This is a genomic window from Burkholderia sp. WTPI3 (assembly GCF_021483755.1).
In the GTDB taxonomy this organism is placed as follows: domain Bacteria; phylum Pseudomonadota; class Gammaproteobacteria; order Burkholderiales; family Burkholderiaceae; genus Burkholderia.
In genome coordinates, this window is sequence record NZ_JAGIXF010000018.1 from 54,410 (window position 1) to 72,732 (window position 18,323).

An 18,323-nucleotide genomic window follows, 5' to 3' on the forward strand; every position below is an offset into this window, starting at 1 on the left:
ATCAGTCATCAAGCCACGTCGGCCAAAGGCAGATGGGTGGAAGTTTATGGGACCGGCGTCGCCCGAAGCGACGCTCGGCTACGAGGGCGAATGCTGGTTCCACCGGGCATCGTGCCTGTTCGCGATCAGCGCCGTCGAGGTCGCTGCGCCGGAGGGCGGCGTCAGCAAGGGCCCCGAGTATCACGTCAGCATCAGCCGTCAGACGCTTGCCGGCCCGGCGCGCTGCACGAGCGCTGATGCTGTCTTCGTTCTGGCCGCGTTCGATCTGCTCGATGCCGAAGAGGACAACCACGTGCCGAACGGCCTCGTGCGCAATTTCTGGCGGCCGGTGGCGGAACCGCTGATCGGACTCGAATGCGCATGCAAGGTTGACGAGCCAGCCATCGTCGAGGACAAGGGCGATTTCGTGTGGAGAGGCGTCACGCGATGAAGCTTTCGGAATTCCTCGAAAACGTCGGCCATCCGGTCGCCTATTACCCGGCGCTCGCCGGCCCGCTGGGAGGCGTGAACGCCGCGGTGCTCTTCTGCCAGCTGTACTACTGGTCGAAACGCTCGCCGGACGAGCGTGGTGTCCACAAGACCGTCGAGGAGCTGCGCGCCGAGACCGGCATGTCTCGCGCAGAGCAGGAGACCGCGCGCAAGGCCCTGAAGGCACGCGGCGTCCTGTCGGAGCTGCACATCCGCCTCGAGCACAAGATGTTCTACAAGCTCGATCTGGACGTCCTGGAACGCCTGATGGAGGCGCGTGCGAACAGCCCGGAACAGGGCGACGAGTCCGAACGCGAGAAAGTCTCTTTCCCGAAAGCGAGAAAGTCGCTTTCGGGAAAGCGGGAATCTGACGTTCGGGAACGCGAGAATCCAGCGTTCGCGAAAGCGGGAAACAGTGATTCGGGAACGCGGGAATCCAGCGTTCCCGAAGCGGCGATTCCCGCTTTCGTTAACGAAGGAAAGACTACTACAGAGACTACAGCAGAGAAGAACCCCCTTACCCCCTTGTCGCCGGCTGCGCCGACGACGAGTGTCGGCTTGAAAGGCGAAAGCAAGCTCACCCCGTTCGAGCGATGGTGGGACGCATGGCCGCGAACGCCACGACGCGTTGCGAAGGCTGAATGCGAGAAGCGCTGGCGGCGCGCGGGCCTCGACGAGCACGTCGAGGTGATCGTCGCCCATACGCTTGCCATGAAGCTGACGCAGCCGTGGCGCGACGGCTACGAGCCGGCGCCGCTCACGTACCTGAACCAGCGGCGCTGGCAGGACCCGCTTCCGCCGACCGAAGCCGAGGCCGCTGCGGAAGCTGCGGATGCCGAATGGTGGTCGTCGGCGGAAGCCGTCGAGCAGCACGCGGCGCGGATCGGCTTTCGTGCCCGTCACGCCGACGAGCCGACGCCGGCGTACCGCGTGCTTGTCGCGAAAGCGAGCGGCCGCGGCCCATGGATCGATTTCGTTCTCAAGCACGCCGAGAAATCCGGCTCCCAACGGTTCTACGAATGGGTGCGCGCGCAGCTCGGCGAAGAGCTGCTACCCACGGACGACTACGCATCATGAACGAACAAACCCGCTATCGCTCGGAAGACGGCGGTCCCGTCGTTTGCGCCGATTGCAAGTTCGGTCACTACGCTCATCCGTTCGGCGAGCCCCGCGCGTGCCGTCATCCGCTTGCGGCGAAATCGCGCGATCGCATCGACGGATTCCTTCCTACGTGCGCGTTCATGCGCGGCATGCGGGCCCCGTGTGGGCCGGATGGAGACCTTTTCGAACTCGCGCCATTCCTGCTGGAGCAAAAGGAGCAGCGGGACGGCAAGGGAGTTTTGCGCCGCATCTGGCGCGCTATCACCGCGAGGGTGACCGCATGAAAGTCAGCGACCTGATTTGTGATCCGCTCGATTACTGGGTCGGCCGCGCCGAACTGGAAGAGTTCAAGGGACGACGTCTCGATGCTGAAGTGATTGCAGCAGTAAAGGCAAAACTCGGCACGGATCTGCCGTATTGGCCATCGCGCGACGGGCGTATTGGCGGCCGGATCATTGAACGCGAGCGGATCGCGACTTACGCCGAAGGCGACGAATGGGTCGCGCTGTGGCGGCCGGAAAGCTGGCCCGACGGCGCGCTTACGACGGACGGTCCGACGGCTGTCGGCCCGACAGCCCTCATCGCAGCGATGCGCTGCTATGTCAAGTCGAGATACGGCGACGAGGTGCCGGCATGAAGGGCACCATTCTCGCCGGCGCGCGCTGCAGATCTCTCCGGAGTCCGATCTCGAAGCTTACGCGCTTGGCCAGTGGTCCCGGCCGCAGGACGCAGCCGTGAGCTTCATCATTGTCCCAATCTCACTCGAAGAGGCGAACGCCTTCGTCGCCGAGCACCACCGGCACCACGCGCCCGTGGTCGGCCATAAGTTCAGCATCGCGGTCGCCGAGGACATGATGATGGGCAGAGACGACTGCACCGGCATCTGCGGCGTCGCAATCGTCGGCCGCCCGGTTGCGCGCGGCAACGATGACGGCTGGACGCTCGAGGTAACGCGCTGTTGCACGGACGGCACGCGCAACGCGTGTTCCGCGCTGTATGGCGCGGCGTGGCGCGCTGCTCGCGCGCTCGGTTACGCGCGGCTCATCACCTACACGCTTCCGGCAGAGGGCGGCGCGAGCCTCCGTGGTGCAGGCTGGCGTCTCGTCGGCATCCGCGGAGGCGGCAACTGGAATACGCCCGCTCGGCCACGCGTCGATACGGCTGCTCATCTCCAGGGGCAGAAGTCGCTGTGGGAGGCGACGTGAGCAAGGGAACCATCCGCCTGCCCGAGAGCGCGATCTCCGACGGCCGAATCGGCACCGCTCGCGTTCTTGGCGCATCGGTCAGCGGCGCGCGCATTGCGCCGGTCGCGATTGCATCGGCCGCGCCGTCGCCGGTCGAGCGCATGCAGCAGCTCGGCCGCCTGCCGACTGGGCGCATGAACAAGACGGAAGCCGCCTATGCCGCCGTGCTGGCGGCGCGCCTTCATGCCGGCGAGATCCTCTGGTTCCGATTCGAGGCGCACAAGCTGCGTCTCGCCGACAACACGTTCTACACGCCCGATTTCACGGTGATCACCGCCGCCGGCCAGACCGAATACCACGAGGTCAAGGGCCGATGGACGGACAAGGCCCGCGCGAAAACGAAGATCGCCGCCGACCAATACCCATATCGATTCATCGCGATTCAACGTGACGGCCGTCATGGCTGGCGCGTCGAAGATCTCACCGGCCGCCGCTGGTGACAACCTCAACCAGGAGCAGGAAATGACAAAGGTACGAGCGAAGTTCAAGGTGACGCTGCTGAGCCAGCGCGAGCACTGGGACAAGCAGAAAGGGCCGATCCACGACATCCAACTGCAGCCGGTGACGTCGGGTTCGAGCGATAACGAGCGCTTCTATGCCGCGACCCCGGCTGGCCAGATCTCGCTCAGTACCGTGAACGACGACGCGGCGCGCCAGTTCCGCCTCGGCGAGGAGGTCTATGTCGACTTCTCGCCCGTGGATATCGACGCGGTCGCAGGCGACTGACGGGGGGCGCGCGCATGCGACTCTACCTCGCTGGCCCGATGACTGGCTATCCGGAGCTCAACTTTCCGTCGTTCCACGCCGAGGCTAAGCGCTTGCGCGCGCTCGGCTTCGAAGTGGTCAACCCGGCCGAGATCAATGCTGACATGTCGATGGCGTGGCGTGAATGCATGAAGGCCGACATCCGCGAGCTGCTGACGTGTGACGGCATCGCGATGCTCGCCGGCTGGGAGCAGTCGAAGGGTGCCCGGCTGGAGCATCACATCGCGCTGGCACTGTCCCTGCCGATCTTCAGGTCGACCGAGCTCGTCGAATTCATGGAGCGTAGGCAGCAATGCGCTTGACGTTCATCGTCCCGGACGAGTTCAAGGTGTACGGCATCGAGCAGCGCGAACGGCCGCCGTGCGTCGTCGAGCTGGAAGTCACGGAGCTGACCAGGATGCGCTCCAGCGGCCCATGGATGCGCCACCGCGCCCGGCGGCGAATCCGTTCCACGTCATATATCGCCTACGCGCGCCTGCCTGGCTGGATCGAGGCGCCGCCAGGGTGGCCGCGTCGGGACGGCGGCGCGGTCGAGTTGAGCGTGCCGGGGAATTTCAACCGCAAGGTGGCGTTTCCGGCCTTCCCGGATGGCGTCGACCACCTGCGCCTCACGGCCGAGGGCTGGACATGCTGAAGCGCTCGAAGCCGCTCGCTCGAAAGACGCCGCTCGCGCGCGCTGGATTTACGAAGAAATCGAAATCGCCGTTCAGCACGCTCGCGCGCGCATCGACTCTGAAGCACCGCACGGCGATCAAGAGCCGGATCCGCAAACCGACGGTCGAGGAAGGCTCGAAATACCTCGCTGCGTGCAAGGGCCAGCCCTGCTACCTGAACGTGATGTGCCCGTGGACGGACTGGGCCGACCCGACCGTCGTCCCGGCTCACTCGAACCAATCGAGACACGGGAAGGGCATCGGTCTCAAGGCGAAACACGAATTCACGCTGCCTGCGTGCCTCGCATGCCACACGTGGCTCGACCAGAGCGGTGCGCCGTTGGAAAGGAAAGCGGCCGCGTTCGACGCCGGATTTGCTCGATGGAAGCCCGTCCGCGATCGCCGGATGGGGAAGTCGGAACCACAGGAGAACCACGATGAGTAAGCGTCCGCCTCGCGACTGCGATTGGTCCGCTGCGGAGAAGGCGCGTCTGCGCTACTGGTGGAAGAAGCCCGATCCCATCAAGACCTGGGTGGACAAATTCCCCGGACGCACGCAGGGCGCCATAGAAGCGAAGGCGCACGAGATGCGCCTTCCGAATCGTCACACGACAGCGCGGCCGCTGTTCGCGGAAAACACGACCGGTGCTCGTATTCGCGACGCGATCATCGCATCGCCATCGACGCGCGCGCAGCTCGAGGCACTGAAGATCGCTTCGCCGTCGACGATATGCCGATTCATCCGCATGCATCGCGCGTCGATGCATATCCACGGCTACGCCGAGCGCTCCGGCTCTGACGGCTATGCCGCCGAGATATGGGCATGGGGTGAGGGCGTGGATGCACCCCGTCCGAAGACCGTCTCGAAAGCCGAGGCGGCGATGCGGTACTACCGGAAGAAATCGAGAAGCGTTCGCTGGAAGCGCGAAGAGGCGGCGCGCCAGCGCGAGCGGTATCACGCGAAGAAGGGAAATCTGCTGCGCGGCGAGCGCCCGATGCGGGATGAAGCCGCGATCGCGCTGTTCGGTGAAACCGGCACCGCGAGCGCGAGCGAATGAGCGAACTGCGGAAATGGGAATACGGCGACCCGTTGAAGGTTCTCGAACGCCGCGAGGGCTATCGGTGCACCGGCTGCGTGCACAGCGTCGAACGGCGCGATCCCTTCGGCGGCGCGCGGATGGTGTGCCGGAAGGGCAGGAAATATGGACAACGCTGCATGAAATTTGAGGAAAAGCGAAATGACTGAAACGACCGAGAAACTGTTCCGCACGCCCGAGGCCGCGCTGATCTTCGCGTTCAACTACAGCATGCAGCAGCAGGATCGGCCCGCGATGAACCGCCTCGCGATGCCGGCGGGGCGGCGCGGGATCGGCTTGGCTGGCCTGGACGGCGCCGGCCAAGGCGGCATGATCCTGCGCGAGCTGGATCCGCTCACGAACTCGGAACTGGCGGCGTTGCTCGGTCGATACGCGCCCCGTTCACGACCGTGCGCATGCGGCAGCCCCTGCTGTTCGAAGCACAAGCCGAATCCCGAGTGGGAGGCTGCAATTCGCCATCTCGAGCAAGAGGCGTTGTCGCTGTTCTCCGGGCACATCGTGCAGTATCGGTTGCGGCGGCGGCTGGTCGAGAAATCGCTCGGCACCAAGATCGAATTGAAGGCGCTCGCGAGGGAATGTGGTGTCAGCGAAAACACGGCGGCGGCGCATTGGAAGATCATCCGTGAGTGGATGGAAGGTGTATCCGGCCGCCGGAACGGCAAAGCGAAGCGAGAGCGCGCCGAGTATGCGGATGTTGACGTCAGCGATCCGCATATCGAAACGGTCGATGGGCTGCTGTCGCGCGCACGGAAGCGGGCAGACAGTATCCTCTCCGCACTTCCGTTCATCGGCGCTTGACACTTGCGGTTTTCGACCGCAGAATAGCGCTCAATCTGACACTGTGAGTCAGTGCGCCTAAAGCCCCGCCGGCATGCCGAGCGGGGCTTTTTCGTTTTCGACGTGTCTCCTCCATGCGGTGATGTTGGCCGCTTGCCCGCTATCTGGCGGGCTTCTTTATTCATGCGGTGCGGCGGGGCGACTCGTCGGCCGTGGCGGACCAGTCCACGATGAGCAAACCGAAATCCAAGAGCCATGCGGGCTCAGGCGGCCCGCGTCTCGGCGAGATTGTCATCGTGCGCACGCCGTACTTCGTGCGGCCGATCGTAGGCATTTGCATCTGCATCTACGAGGACGAGCCCGTCGAGATCGCCGTTCAGGTATTCCCGGTCGGCCGAGATCCGTTGCAGATCCCGTCAATCCCGTATTTCGATGCGGAGCCGGACAGCGCAATCCGGTCTGCGGCATGGCCGGCGTTCTGACGATTCGCGTTACGTCGAACGCTCGCGACGTCTATCGGGGCCTCAATGATCTGGTGCGGAAGCAACTGCCGTTTGCGATCGCGCAGGGCATCAACCGCACTGCACAGCGTGTCGCTGAAGCGGAAGTAAAGAACCTCGAGGACACGCTGGACAATCCGTCACCGTTCACGCGGCGGTCGGTCGGTATCAAGCGCGCGCGCAAGAACGACCCGACGGCAGTCGTGTTCATGAAGGACATCGCGGCCAGCTATCTCCAGCCGTACGAGGTCGGTGGCGTGCACAAGCTAAACAGCCGCGCGCTGCTGAATCCGAAGAACATCCGCCTCAATCAGTACGGGCAACTGCCCCGCGGCACGCTCGCGATGCTGAAAGGCAGACCCGACATTTTCATCGGCGCCGTTAAGACGGCTTCCGGGGAAACGATCAACGGCGTGTGGCAGCGGCCGACCAATACTGCGAGGGTGTCTTTGCTGAACGCTCGCGGAAAGCGGTTGGGCAAGCTGAACAAGCTGGATGCGAGCAAGAACAACGGTCGAGGTCAGCTGAAGTTGCTGATCCGGTTCGGTGACGCGCTGCCGGTGAAGAAACGATTGAACTGGGGCGCGCGGGCGCGGCAGATCGTGGACCGCTGGATCGACCGTGACATGCAGGACGCGCTCGCCGCGGCGATGAAAACGTCCCGGTAGGGAGACGGGAGGAAGGTCACCCGGTCACCCCGGACCCCACCCCCCCCTGGGGGCGGGTCCTTCCTGGAGGGGGCGATAACGCGGGCATTGCGCGCGCGCGTTTTTCCCGTTCCTTTGACCAAAAAAAACACGTTACACGTTACACGCTATGGCGGCATCGAATGCGGCTCAAAGGCGCGCCGCGCCTAGCGATGCGGGTGTAACGCGACGCGGTGCGAAACCGCAAGGGAAGGGCAAAAGCGTTACACCGGTCGGTACGGACGGCGCGATCGGAAAGGCAGCGCTCGCTGAAGCGCTCGGGTGGACCCGGCCGAAGCTGGACCGTCGCATCGACAGCGACGAGTCGTTTCCGATCCTGAAGCGAGGGACGCGCGCCGGCGGATGGGAATTCGACCTAGCCGCGGTGAAGGCGTACCTGGCCGGCGAGACGGGTGGCGCGGTGCGCGCGACAACACGCGGAACGGCGCGCGCTTCGACCGCGCAATCCACCGGAAACCCGTATCCGGATGCTCGATACGTTGTGCTTCCGCCGGCGAGCGCGGTGCCGCCGGCCGGTGTGGAACCGGTTGTGCACAGCGGCGAGCAATCGGCTCGGCAGCGGCGCGATGCCGTTCAGGCCGAGATCCTAGAGGACAAGCTGCGACGCGATCGCGGCGAGCTCGTGCAGGCCGAGGTGATGCGTCAGGTGCTCACGAAGATGCTCGTGCACCTCGGTAAAGGTATGGATCGACTTTCGGATCAGGTGGTGGAGAAGCTTGGCTTGCCGGAAGAGAACGCGGAGATCATCCGTGAGCTGACCGACGACCTCCGCACGACGATGGTCGACGAGCTGAAAGTGCTGTTGGGTCCCGATGCTTGAGCACGCATACGCTGATGCATATCAGATCGCGCGCGAGTCGCTGGCGGCGTTTATCCCGCCGGCGCGCGAGACCGTCGCTCAGTATGCGGCGCTGAACAGACGCCTGACGAATCAGGGCGGCGGTTACGTCGGGCGATGGCACCACGAGAAGGCGCCGTACCTCGTCGCGCCGATGGAAACGCTGACGCGGCTGGATTACCTGACCACGGTTGTGGTCGGGCCTGGGCAGTCCGGGAAAACCGAGATCGCCCAGAACTGGATGTTGAAGTCGGTCGCCAACGACCCGGGCGACATGCTCTGGTACATGCAGACCGATCCGGGCCTCGAGGCCTTCGTCAAGAGCCGGATCAACACCCAGATTGATGGTCACGCCGAGATGAAGATGAAGCTCGGCACGCGACCGGTAGACGACTCGCTGCACTTCAAGCGGTTCGATGGGATGCGCGTCGAGTTTTTGTCGGCGGCGCACAACAACCTCATCAACAAGTCCGCACCGCGGATCGTCGCCGACGAGGTGGATGCATACCCTGAATCGCTCGGCGACATCAAAGCGCTGCTCGATGTGCGCCGCCAGACCTTCGGCCGGCAGTCTATGTTGCTCGCGATGAGCCACCCGGACCGTGCACGTGGCCTGATCCCGGAGCGGGATTGGACCGCAGGGATCATGGCGATGTACGGGGACAGTGACCGTCGCGTCTGGTATTGGCCGTGTCCACATTGCGGGGCCTGGTCGAGTCCGGTGCCGATCGCTGCGCGCTACATGGCGCTCCATTACCCCGAGGACGGCACGCTTGATGAGGTGGAGCGCGAGGCGCGGCTGATGTGTCCGGTGAACGGCTGCCTGATCGAAGATCGCCATCGGCGCGCGATGAACCTCGCGGCGTATCGGTCCCCGTTCGGCGGTTGGGTAGGAGACGGTCAGGAGATCTCGCAGGACGGTGTCGTGACCGGCGAGCTGGTCGCTCGTAAGAGTGCAGGCTTCTGGATCGTCGGGGCGATGTCGCCGTTCGTCCTGGGCGGCATTGGCGGTCTGGCGCGCGCGAAGGTGAAGGCCGAGCGCGAGTACGAGGTCAGCGGCGACGACCTGACGCTGCGTCAGGTGACCGTGAAGCAGTTCGGGTTTCCATATGCGCCGAAGCGCGGTGTAGGTTCGATCGACGCCAACGTACTCGCTGAGCGTGCGGAGCGCGAGCTGAAGCTGGGTGTCGTGCCGGACGGTGTGCGCTTCATGACCGCCTTCATTGATATCCAGATCGCACACTTCGACTGGTTGGTGCGCGGATGGGGCGTCGGCGGCGAAAGCTGGATCATCGATCGCGGGCGTATCGCGGGGGATCCCGCCACGTCGGCTGCCGATTGGGATCAATTGCTCGAGCTGATCGCGCGTACGTATCCGCTCGCAGACGGCAGCGGCCGGCATATGCCGATTCGTGCCGTCGGATTCGACAGCGGCGGCTCCCCTGGGGTCACGCAGCAGGCATACGCCGCTTGGACGCGCTGGCGCAAGTCGGAAAAGCGCGTGCGGCTTATCGGCAAGATCTCGGGCCGCGATGCGTGGACAGTGCTGCCGACGAAGGGAGCGAAGACGCTCGAGGCACCGAAGCTGATCGTCAATTACCCGGACACCGGTCGGCAGGCGAACAAGGTGGCGGCGCGTGGTGCAGTTCCTGTCGCACAGTTCAACCCGAATAGCTTCAAAGACGACCTGATGGGGCAGCTGCAGGGGGCCGAGCCGGGCAACTGGTACGTGCACTTCCCGTACGATCTTCGATCGCCAGAGGAACCGCACGTATGGTTCGAGCAGCTGACGTCGGAAACGCGCCAGAAAAACGGACGCTGGGAAAAGCTGGTCTCCGGACGTCGGAACGAAGCTCTCGACCAACTTGTCGGGACGCACGTTGTCGCGCACCTGCATGGTCTGTCGAAGATCGACTGGGAGAAGCCGCCGTCGTGGGCTGCGCCCTGGGACACGAACACCTCGATTCTCAGCGGCCCAGTTTCGCCGCAACCGGTCGATCCTGCGCCAGTCGGCGCATCGCCGAAACAGAAGTCCTCTGCCGTTCTCAAGTACCGATAGCCAATGGCCACTACCGATCCCACATCGCCGCTGTATGGGCTGACCGACACGCAGCTGCAATCGATGCTGGCCGCCGCCCAAAAAGCCTATGCGGATCTGCGCAGTGGCAACAAGGTCGTTTCGGTGTCGTACGCGCAGGGCGGAGGGTCGCGAAGCGCGACCTTTCAGCAAGCTGATATGGCGGCCCTTCGCATGTGGATTCTCGACCTGCAGAAGGCGCTCAATCCCGCGCTGCAAATCAACCGCCGCCGCTACATCCGGCCGATATTCTGATGACGAAAAAGCCCGTACTCGTCGACTCGCGCGGTCAGCCTTTGCGACGCGCGAGCGCTGAGTACCCGAACGGCATGCCCATGCAAAGCGGCGTAGGTCGGTGGTATTTCCCCTACGAGGCCGCGGACTGGCAGACGCAGGAAATGGGCGCTTGGCTGCCGTGGATACGGTCGCCGGACGCCGAGATTACGCAGTTTCGCGACCGGATGGTCGCGCGTGCGCGCGATCAGATTCGCAACGACGGGCGCTCGTCCGGCGGCGTCACTCGGATCCTCGACAACACGGTCGGCGCTGCGCTGCGCTTGATGGCGAAGCCCGACTATCGAGCCCTGCGCTACATCAGCGGCGCGGCGTTCGATGTGAAGTGGGCCGCCGAATTTCGCAGTGAGGTTGAGGCGCGCTGGCGCCTGTACGCAAACGACCTCGGTCGGTACAACGACGTCACACGCATGCTCACGGTGTCGCAGCAGATGCGGCTGGCGTTGCGCCACAAGCTGATCGATGGCGAAAGCCTGATCGTCACGTACTGGATGCCCGAGCGCGTCGGCCGCGGGGCGGCGCGCTACGCGACGGCATTTCTCGTCGTGGACCCCGATCGGCTGTCGAATCCGATGCAGATGGTCGACACGAAGCACCTTCGTGGTGGTGTGGAGATCGACGACAACGGGGTGCCGCTCGCGTATCACATCCGGCGGGCGCACCAGAACGACTGGTACAACGCGGTCGAGAGCATGGAATGGGAGCGCGTCGAGCGTGAAGATGAGGACGGCTGGCGCCGCGTCATCCACGACTTCGAACAAGATCGCGCCGGCCAGCACCGGGGCGTGAGCGCGTTCGCCCCTGTTCTCGCGCACGCCAAGATGCTGGCGCGCTACTACGGCATCGAATTGCAGGCTGCAGCCATCGCGGCCGCCATCGGTACGTATGTCACCAGTCCCTATGACCCGAACGAGGTACAGGAAGCGCTTGGCGAGGACCGCGAGCTGGGCTTTTACCAGGCGCTTCGCGCACGGTGGAACGATGAGCGCCCCGCGATGTTCAACGGCTCGCGCATTCCTGCGCTCGCGCCAGGCGAGGACATCAAGACGGTCGCCGCGGCGCATCCGCACAGCGGATTCGTCGATTTCGCACACGAGATGCTGGGCGCGATCTCGACGCAACTCGGGATCTCGATCGAGCAGATGACCGGCGACTGGACGCGCACGACGTATTCGAGCGCTCGCGGGGCATTGCTCGAAAGCTGGAAAACCCTCGTGCGCCGGCGACTCGAGTTCTCGGCGAACACGGCCACGCCGATGTACTCGGTCTGGCTGCGAGAAGAGATGGAGCGTGGCGAGCTTCCGCTGCCGAACGGCGCGCCGGACTTCCTCGAGGCTGAAACGGCTTACGCCGCTTGCTCATGGCTCGGGCCCGCACGCGGATGGGTCGATCCGGTGAAGGAACCGCAGGGCGCGATCCTGAAGATGGACGGCGCCCTCACAACGCTTGAGCAGGAAGCTGCAGAACAGGGTTTCGACTACGAAGAACTGATCGAGCAGCGCGAGCACGAAATCAAGGAATTCCAGCGACGCGGCATTCCGCTCCCTGCATGGGGCGGGGCGGAGGTCGCGACGCGTTCCGACGAACCGCCCCCGGAGCCACAGGCAGCATGAACTTTCCGCATCTGGCTACGCGCCTATTCAACGTCCCCATCGCGATCACGCCGCATAAGGCAGAGATCGTCATGGCTGCGCTCGCCGACCGCCTGGGCATTACGCAGTTGTTCCGCCCGGATGGCCACGTGATCGCGCTGGCCGGCGGCGGCGCGCAGGCGTTTCTCTCCGACATGGGCGCGGAGGACGGGCCCGTCGACATGCGTCCTTATGACGTCTGGGAAGGCGTTGCGCGCATTCCGATCCAGGGGACGCTAGTGCACAAGCTCGGGACGCTTCATCCCTGGTCTGGCATGACGGGATATGACGGCATTCGGTCCCTGCTGAGCCTAGCAATGGAGGACCCGGAAGTCCGCGCGATCGTCCTGGATATCGATTCTCCCGGCGGCGAGGTGGCCGGCTGCTTCGACCTGACTGATGCGATTTACGAGGCGCGCGAGGAGAAACCGATCTGGTCGATTTTGAGCGAGAGCGCCTATTCCGCCGCCTATGCAATCGCCAGCGCGAGCGATCGGATCATCGTGCCGCGCACGGGCGGGACCGGCAGTGTCGGCGTGATCTGCATGCACGTCGATTTCTCGAAGGCGCTCTCGCAGGCGGGTATCGACGTCACGCTGATCCATTACGGCGACCGCAAGGCTGACGGGAACGAGTATTCCCCGCTGTCGAAGGATGCCCGCGCGCGCATCCAGGCCGATGTCGACGCAATGGGCGAACTGTTCGTCGAGACCGTGGCGCGAAATCGCGGTCTTACCGCCGCCCGCGTGCGCAGCACGCAGGCCGGCACGTTCCTTGGCGCCGCTGGCGTCGAGGTTGGCTTCGCCGATGCCGTCATGGCACCGGACGATGCACTTGCCAGCCTGCTCGCTGAGCTCGGCTGATTCAACCAACCATCAGGAAATTGTCATGAGCAATGTGCTTCGCAGCATGATGGGGCGCGCCGGGCTGTCGTTCGGCCACCTCGCAAAGGTCTCCACGCGTTCGGCGCGGGCGGAGGAAAACGACAGTGACGATCAGGACGATCGTGACGACCGCGACGACAGCGGCAAGGGTAAGAAGGGGCGGCGTGCGGAATCGGACGACGGCGACGATGACGGTCAAAACCGCGACGACGGCGACAGCAAGCGCGGGTCGCGTGCCGAGGGTGACGACGGTGACGATCAGGACGATCGTGACGACCGCGACGACAGCGGCAACGGCAAGAAGGGCCGGCGCGCTGAATCGGACGACGGCGACGACCGGGACGACGATGACGACGAACGCGCCGAAAACGACGACGACGACGAGGAAGAAATGCGCGGCAAGAGCGCGGTGGCCAAGGCTCGCCGTCGCGAGCGTGCACGTTGCGCCGCGATCTTCGGCTGCAAGGCCGCGGGGAAGAATCCCGTTCTGGCGGCGAACCTCGCGTTCAACACGTCCATGACGCGCCGGCAAGCGATTCGCGTGTTGAACGAAACGCCGGCGCCGCAAGCATCGTACGGTGCGCGACGCAACCCGAATCTCGGCACCGGCGCGGAGCACTCGCCGACCCGCGAGCAGGCAGTAGCTGCGAGCTGGGATCGCGCGTTCGCGCGCGCCCGCGGCGCACGGTAAGTCTCGAGCTCAACCCTTCTTCAAGGAACAGGAATCATGGGACAGACTCCTCTCATCGAGAACCGCCATGCTGGCGGGTTTCTCGTCAGCGAAGCACGCGGCCACCGCTCGCGCGATGCGGTCGTCCTGGGCGGCGGCGTGAAGATCCTTGCCGGCCAGGTCCTCGGCTTCAAATCGGGCGGCGTCGCAGTCGCCGCGGCGGCGCCGGCGAACACCGGCAATGGTGCGATCACGATGGACGCGTCGACCCCGGTGCTCGCCGGTGCGCAACTCGGCGTGTACAAGGCGGTTTGCACGGCGGCCGCCGCGAACGGCGGGACGTTCCAGGTGACGGACCCGGCCCACAACAACATCGGCAATGCGACGGTCGGAACGGCGTTCAGCAACCAGATCAAGTTCACGATCGCGGACGGGACGACCGATTTCGTCGTCGGCGACGAGTTCGACATCACGGTCGAAGCGGTCAACGGTGTCTACGTGCCGCTGAATTTTGCCGCGAGTGACGGCACGCAGACTGCTGCCGCGATCTCCTTTGACGTCGTCGATGCCACGGTCTCCGACAAGGTCGGCACTGTCGTGATCCGTGACGCTGAAGTGAACTCGGGCGAACTGATCTGGCCTGCCGGCGCAACGGCGTCGCAGATCGCTGGCGCGAGCGCGCAGCTCGTCGCGGTGGGCATCATCCCGCGCTGAGCCTCTTCCGCCGCAAATTTTCCCTTTCCGTATTGTCCTCTTGGCCGCGCAAGCGGCCATTATTTTTTTCTGGAGCCGATAATGGCCAGCTTGGACGTATTCCATCAGGACGCTTTCACCACCATCCAGCTCACGGCAGCGGTCGACAAGTACCCGTATCAGCCGCAGGGCCTCGGTGAGCTGAACATTTTCGACGATGAGCCGATCCGCACGACCGCGCTCGCCGTCGAGCAGCGCCAAGGGCAGCTCGTCATCATTCCGACCACGCCGCGTGGCGCCGAAGGCGTGCAGCGCGTGACGGAACAACGCCAGGCCCGGTACTTCGACGTGCCGCGGCTGATGCATTCGGACACGATTTACGCGAACGAAATCCAGAACATCCGCGCGTTCGGCACCGAGTCCGAACTGATGCAGGTCCAGGTCGAAGTGGCGCGCCGTATGTACGGTCCGACCGGTATTCTGCGAAACATCGAGTACACGTGGGAGTACCACCGACTCGCTGCCGTCCAAGGCATGCTGCTCGATAAGGATGGATCGGTGATCTACAACTGGTTCGACGAGTTCGGTATCACTCCGCCGGCCGAAATCCCGTTCCACCTGAATGCGCAGACGCAAAACACGCTGCGGCCGATCATCAACGGCATCCGGCGCTCCATGGCGCGGAAAGCGCAAGGCGCGTTCACGCCGAACACGCGCGTCTATGCGCTGTGCGGCGACGAGTTCTACGACGAGTTCACGAACCACGTCGACGTGATCCGCACGTTCGTCAACTGGTCGGCGGCCGCGGACCTGCGCGACGACAGCCAGGGTGCCGCGTTCGATGCGTTCCCGTTCGCTGGCGTGACGTGGCTCAACTATCGCGGTTCGGACGACAACTCGACGATCAAGATCCCGGACGACAAGGTGAAGTTCTTTCCGGTCGGTGCGCCGGGAATCTTCCAGCGCGCGCTTGCGCCGGGTGAATCGTTCGAATGGGTGAACACGCCGGGCAAGCCGACGTATGTGATTCCGATCTTCGATCGTGACCGGAACAGCTGGTGGAAGATGGAGGCGTACAGCTATCCGCTGCACATCTGCACGCGTCCGGAAGTGCTCTTCACCGGCCGCGCTGGCGACTGACCGTGATCGACTTCGACGGAACGCTCAACGCCGCGATCAGCGCGACATTGGGCGACGAGCGCGCTGTCACCTTTCGTCCGAAGGGCGGCGGCGCGTTCCCAGGACTGCTCGGGGTATTTACCCTCATCACCGACCATATCTTCGACGAGAACGGAGACGCGCAGGCCAACATCAACGTTGCGACGTTGGGCATGCAGGCGTCGCAGTTCGCTGCGAAGGGCATCGGTTCCCCAGTCCAGAGCGACGTTTTCGTGATCGACGGGATTTCCTATGTCGTGAAGGACGTCGCGATCGATGGTCTCGGGTGGCTGTACATGGATCTCGGGCTGAAATGACCACTTCGAGCGACCTTCGCGAATTGGCGGTGGACGGGTTGAAGGCGCCGAATGCGACCAGCGCCGGCGCAAACGTCTATTCGCCGCGCACATGGGCGACGTGGGACGGCACGTATCCGATGCTGCTTGTGCAGACCCCCGACGAGAGCGGCGCAGGGTGGGGGCCGCACGGGGCTCCCGCGTTTACCGTGACGACGACGGTTCGGATTACCGCACGCGCGCAGGCAGCTGCACTGGCGGATGACGCGGCGGCAGCAGCGGTCGAGGAGCAGCTGGAAGTGATGCGCGAGCAGATCAAAGCGGCAGTTATCAACTACCCGCCGATCATGAGCCTCCTGTCGCAGTTTCCGTCGTTTCGATCGTCTATCCACGTGCCGCGCGACGGCCAATCGCCGATCGGCGAGATGGTGCTCGAGATCGAGATGGAGCATGTGCAAGGGCCTGAGGACTTTTTCCAGCCGCCTGCGGTTCCGTTCGAAGAGCTCGATTTGACCATCAAGATGCCGGACGGTACGACCGAGCCCGGGATGATCATCGAAATGCCGCAAACCTGAGCGCGCGAGCGCATACGGAGAACCTCATGTACGTCAAACCCGCACCCGGCATCGTATTACGCGATCCGATCACGAAGCGACTGCTGTCCGCCGAGTCGGTGGACGGAATCGTCACCGAACTGGTGCCCGCGCAGGGCTTGAAGGTCGACGACAACGATATGTACTGGGTCCGTCGCGTTCGCGATGGGGATGCGGTACTTGTCCCGCAGACCGCCCCGAGCGCAGCGACGACGCAGACGGCTGCCTCGTCGTCCCAGAAGTCCGGCAGCTGAACCAATCTCCTCCCAGATGAAACCCCGCCTCGGCGGGGTTTTTCGTTTCTGGGCCCCGATTCGAACCGGAGCCAGTGAATGACTATCTCGTTCCCGAACATCCCGCAAAACCTGCGGGTTCCGCTCTTCTACGCGGATATCGATCCGAGCAAAGCGAACACCGGACAGCAAACGCAACGCGCCCTGATCATCGGCCAAATTCTGGCCAGCGGCACCGGCACGCCCGGCACGCCCCAGATCTCCCAAGGTGTCTCGGATGCGAAAGATGTGGGTGGCCAGGGCTCGATGCTCGCGCTGATGACGGCCGCCTATCGCAAGCGCGACTCGTTCGGTGAGGTGTGGTACCTGCCGCTCGCCGACGACGTGGCGTCCGTCGCAGCTACCGGCAGCATCAACTTCACATCCGCACCGACCGCGACCGGCGTGATCTCGCTGTACATCGGCGGTCAACTGGTGTCGGTTGTGGTGACCTCGACCATGACCGCCGTCCAGGTTGCCGCTGCTGTCGTCGCGCAAATCGGCACGCTTCCGGATCTGCCGGTTACCGCGGCGGTCGATGCGACGACGACGTCGAAAGTCAACCTCACCGCCAAGAACAAGGGTGCGGCCGGCAACGACATCGATATCCGCCTGAACTACGGTGGTGTGCTGAACGGCGAGGCTACGCCGGCCGGGCTGGCCGTCACGATCACGGCGATGGCCGGCGGCGCAACGAACCCGTCGTCGCTCGCAACCGCGCTCGCCAACCTGGGCGATCAGGAGTTCGACTTCATCGCATTTCCGTACACGGATGCGACGTCGCTCAATACGATGCAGTCGTTCCTCAGCACCCAGACCGGACGGTGGAGCTGGGCACAGCAGATTTACGGCCATGCATACGGGGCGTATCGCGGAACGCTCGGCGCGCTCACCACCTTCGGCGTGACGCGTAACGACGAGCACATGTCGCTGCTGGGCTTCAACGATTCTCCGACGCCGAACTGGGTCATCGCGGCCGACCTGACCGCGGCGGTCGCGGTATCCGCTCGCGCCGACCCGGCGCTCCCGCTTCAGACGGTAACGCTCGCGACGATGCAGGCGCCGCCGCTGAAATCGCGGTTCCAACTGACCGACCGCAACACGCTCCTGTACGACGGCATCTCGACGTTCACCGTCGCGGACGACGGGACGGTCGCGATCGAAAACTTGATCACGACTTACCAGAAGAACTCGTTCGGCGATCCGGACGACAGCTATCTGGAAGTCGAGGCCATGAACACGTTGACGGCCGTGCTGCGCCGCTTGAGGTCGATCGTGACGTCGAAGTACGCGCGAAAAAAACTCGCGGCGGACGGCACGCGGGTCCTGCCGGGTACGAACGTCGTAACGCCGTCGATGATCCGCGCGGACCTGATTGCCGAGTACCAATCGATGGAGGATCAGGACGGCTGGGTGCAGGGCAGTAGCGTGTTTGCTCAAGGCCTCATCGTGCAGCAGAACAAGAACAACCCGAACCGGGTGGATGTGCTGTATCCGGCAATCCTGATCGACCAGCTGCGCATCTTCGCGCTGCTGATGCAGTTCAGCAACATCGTGCCGCAGACCTGATTTGTCAGATGACTCACAGCCGCTGAACCCAGCGGC

27 protein-coding genes are annotated in these 18,323 nt (G+C 64.2%); all 27 read left to right on the plus strand.

The genetic code is table 11. The features are described 5' to 3' along the window. Positions 1-46 precede the first annotated feature (46 nt). Positions 47-430 carry a hypothetical protein gene (locus tag J7024_RS12440; protein WP_234745100.1) on the plus strand — a complete coding sequence of 128 codons (384 nt, stop codon included), beginning with the start codon at positions 47-49 and terminating at the stop codon, positions 428-430. Next, positions 427-1,545 (plus strand): hypothetical protein, encoded by a 1,119-nt coding sequence (locus J7024_RS12445; RefSeq protein WP_217255503.1) that lies wholly within the window; start codon positions 427-429, stop codon positions 1,543-1,545. The genes J7024_RS12440 and J7024_RS12445 overlap by 4 nt, the downstream gene beginning before the upstream one ends. Continuing rightward, positions 1,542-1,853, plus strand: coding sequence for a hypothetical protein (locus tag J7024_RS12450; RefSeq protein ID WP_217255526.1), 312 nt, complete (start codon positions 1,542-1,544; stop codon positions 1,851-1,853). The genes J7024_RS12445 and J7024_RS12450 overlap by 4 nt, the downstream gene beginning before the upstream one ends. Continuing rightward, positions 1,850-2,206, plus strand: coding sequence for a phage protein NinX family protein (locus J7024_RS12455; RefSeq protein WP_217255527.1), 357 nt, complete (start codon positions 1,850-1,852; stop codon positions 2,204-2,206). The genes J7024_RS12450 and J7024_RS12455 overlap by 4 nt, the downstream gene beginning before the upstream one ends. A 97-nt stretch (positions 2,207-2,303) precedes the next feature. Further along, positions 2,304-2,774, plus strand: coding sequence for an XF1762 family protein (locus J7024_RS12460; protein WP_222203717.1), 471 nt, complete (start codon positions 2,304-2,306; stop codon positions 2,772-2,774). Positions 2,775-2,947: 173 nt separating this feature from the next. After that, positions 2,948-3,253: a DUF1064 domain-containing protein gene (locus J7024_RS12465; protein ID WP_234745101.1), complete on the plus strand. Its 306-nt coding sequence runs from the start codon at positions 2,948-2,950 to the stop codon at positions 3,251-3,253. Positions 3,254-3,275: 22 nt separating this feature from the next. Continuing rightward, positions 3,276-3,539: a hypothetical protein gene (locus tag J7024_RS12470; protein WP_217255508.1), complete on the plus strand. Its 264-nt coding sequence runs from the start codon at positions 3,276-3,278 to the stop codon at positions 3,537-3,539. A 14-nt stretch (positions 3,540-3,553) separates the two neighbouring features. Further along, entirely contained in the window at positions 3,554-3,880 is a 327-nt protein-coding gene (locus tag J7024_RS12475) for a DUF4406 domain-containing protein (protein WP_105840557.1), read from the plus strand. Then, positions 3,877-4,212, plus strand: coding sequence for a hypothetical protein (locus J7024_RS12480; protein WP_217255509.1), 336 nt, complete (start codon positions 3,877-3,879; stop codon positions 4,210-4,212). Before J7024_RS12475 ends, J7024_RS12480 begins: the two co-directional genes overlap by 4 nt. Beyond that, entirely contained in the window at positions 4,209-4,676 is a 468-nt protein-coding gene (locus tag J7024_RS12485) for a hypothetical protein (RefSeq protein WP_105840647.1), read from the plus strand. Before J7024_RS12480 ends, J7024_RS12485 begins: the two co-directional genes overlap by 4 nt. Continuing rightward, a complete protein-coding gene (locus J7024_RS12490; protein WP_234745102.1) occupies positions 4,606-5,289 on the plus strand; it encodes a hypothetical protein in 684 nt (227 codons plus the stop codon). Before J7024_RS12485 ends, J7024_RS12490 begins: the two co-directional genes overlap by 71 nt. After that, a complete protein-coding gene (locus J7024_RS12495) occupies positions 5,286-5,477 on the plus strand; it encodes a hypothetical protein (RefSeq protein ID WP_207996963.1) in 192 nt (63 codons plus the stop codon). Before J7024_RS12490 ends, J7024_RS12495 begins: the two co-directional genes overlap by 4 nt. Next, the gene (locus J7024_RS12500; RefSeq protein WP_105763297.1) at positions 5,470-6,126 is read left to right on the plus strand and encodes a DNA-binding protein; all 657 of its coding nucleotides are present in this window, start codon (positions 5,470-5,472) and stop codon (positions 6,124-6,126) included. The genes J7024_RS12495 and J7024_RS12500 overlap by 8 nt, the downstream gene beginning before the upstream one ends. A 209-nt stretch (positions 6,127-6,335) precedes the next feature. Further along, the gene (locus J7024_RS12505; protein ID WP_146126151.1) at positions 6,336-6,587 is read left to right on the plus strand and encodes a hypothetical protein; all 252 of its coding nucleotides are present in this window, start codon (positions 6,336-6,338) and stop codon (positions 6,585-6,587) included. Further along, positions 6,572-7,273 carry a hypothetical protein gene (locus tag J7024_RS12510; protein ID WP_105840552.1) on the plus strand — a complete coding sequence of 234 codons (702 nt, stop codon included), beginning with the start codon at positions 6,572-6,574 and terminating at the stop codon, positions 7,271-7,273. Before J7024_RS12505 ends, J7024_RS12510 begins: the two co-directional genes overlap by 16 nt. 148 nt (positions 7,274-7,421) lie before the next feature. After that, complete coding sequence (locus J7024_RS12515; RefSeq protein ID WP_207996961.1) at positions 7,422-8,132, plus strand: hypothetical protein; 711 nt, start codon at positions 7,422-7,424, stop codon at positions 8,130-8,132. Further along, positions 8,125-10,209: a phage terminase large subunit family protein gene (locus tag J7024_RS12520; protein WP_207996960.1), complete on the plus strand. Its 2,085-nt coding sequence runs from the start codon at positions 8,125-8,127 to the stop codon at positions 10,207-10,209. The genes J7024_RS12515 and J7024_RS12520 overlap by 8 nt, the downstream gene beginning before the upstream one ends. A 3-nt stretch (positions 10,210-10,212) precedes the next feature. Beyond that, positions 10,213-10,482, plus strand: coding sequence for a gpW family head-tail joining protein (gpW, locus tag J7024_RS12525; RefSeq protein WP_207996959.1), 270 nt, complete (start codon positions 10,213-10,215; stop codon positions 10,480-10,482). Beyond that, on the plus strand, positions 10,482-12,134 hold the full coding sequence (locus tag J7024_RS12530) for a phage portal protein (RefSeq protein WP_105837884.1): 1,653 nt from the start codon (positions 10,482-10,484) through the stop codon (positions 12,132-12,134). The genes gpW and J7024_RS12530 overlap by 1 nt, the downstream gene beginning before the upstream one ends. Then, a complete protein-coding gene (locus J7024_RS12535; RefSeq protein ID WP_207996958.1) occupies positions 12,131-13,015 on the plus strand; it encodes a S49 family peptidase in 885 nt (294 codons plus the stop codon). The genes J7024_RS12530 and J7024_RS12535 overlap by 4 nt, the downstream gene beginning before the upstream one ends. Beyond that, positions 12,927-13,727: a hypothetical protein gene (locus J7024_RS12540; RefSeq protein ID WP_207996957.1), complete on the plus strand. Its 801-nt coding sequence runs from the start codon at positions 12,927-12,929 to the stop codon at positions 13,725-13,727. The genes J7024_RS12535 and J7024_RS12540 overlap by 89 nt, the downstream gene beginning before the upstream one ends. 36 nt (positions 13,728-13,763) lie before the next feature. Further along, entirely contained in the window at positions 13,764-14,420 is a 657-nt protein-coding gene (locus J7024_RS12545) for a head decoration protein (RefSeq protein WP_207996956.1), read from the plus strand. Positions 14,421-14,501: 81 nt separating this feature from the next. Further along, the gene (locus J7024_RS12550) at positions 14,502-15,539 is read left to right on the plus strand and encodes a major capsid protein (protein ID WP_105837888.1); all 1,038 of its coding nucleotides are present in this window, start codon (positions 14,502-14,504) and stop codon (positions 15,537-15,539) included. A gap of 2 nt (positions 15,540-15,541) precedes the next feature. Then, on the plus strand, positions 15,542-15,874 hold the full coding sequence (locus J7024_RS12555; protein ID WP_105837889.1) for a head-tail joining protein: 333 nt from the start codon (positions 15,542-15,544) through the stop codon (positions 15,872-15,874). After that, a complete protein-coding gene (locus J7024_RS12560) occupies positions 15,871-16,428 on the plus strand; it encodes an ABC transporter permease (RefSeq protein ID WP_207996955.1) in 558 nt (185 codons plus the stop codon). The genes J7024_RS12555 and J7024_RS12560 overlap by 4 nt, the downstream gene beginning before the upstream one ends. 26 nt (positions 16,429-16,454) lie before the next feature. Further along, positions 16,455-16,700 carry a DUF2635 domain-containing protein gene (locus tag J7024_RS12565; RefSeq protein WP_105837891.1) on the plus strand — a complete coding sequence of 82 codons (246 nt, stop codon included), beginning with the start codon at positions 16,455-16,457 and terminating at the stop codon, positions 16,698-16,700. Between the two features lie 78 nt (positions 16,701-16,778). Then, complete coding sequence (locus J7024_RS12570) at positions 16,779-18,287, plus strand: phage tail sheath subtilisin-like domain-containing protein (RefSeq protein ID WP_207996954.1); 1,509 nt, start codon at positions 16,779-16,781, stop codon at positions 18,285-18,287. Positions 18,288-18,323 lie beyond the last annotated feature (36 nt).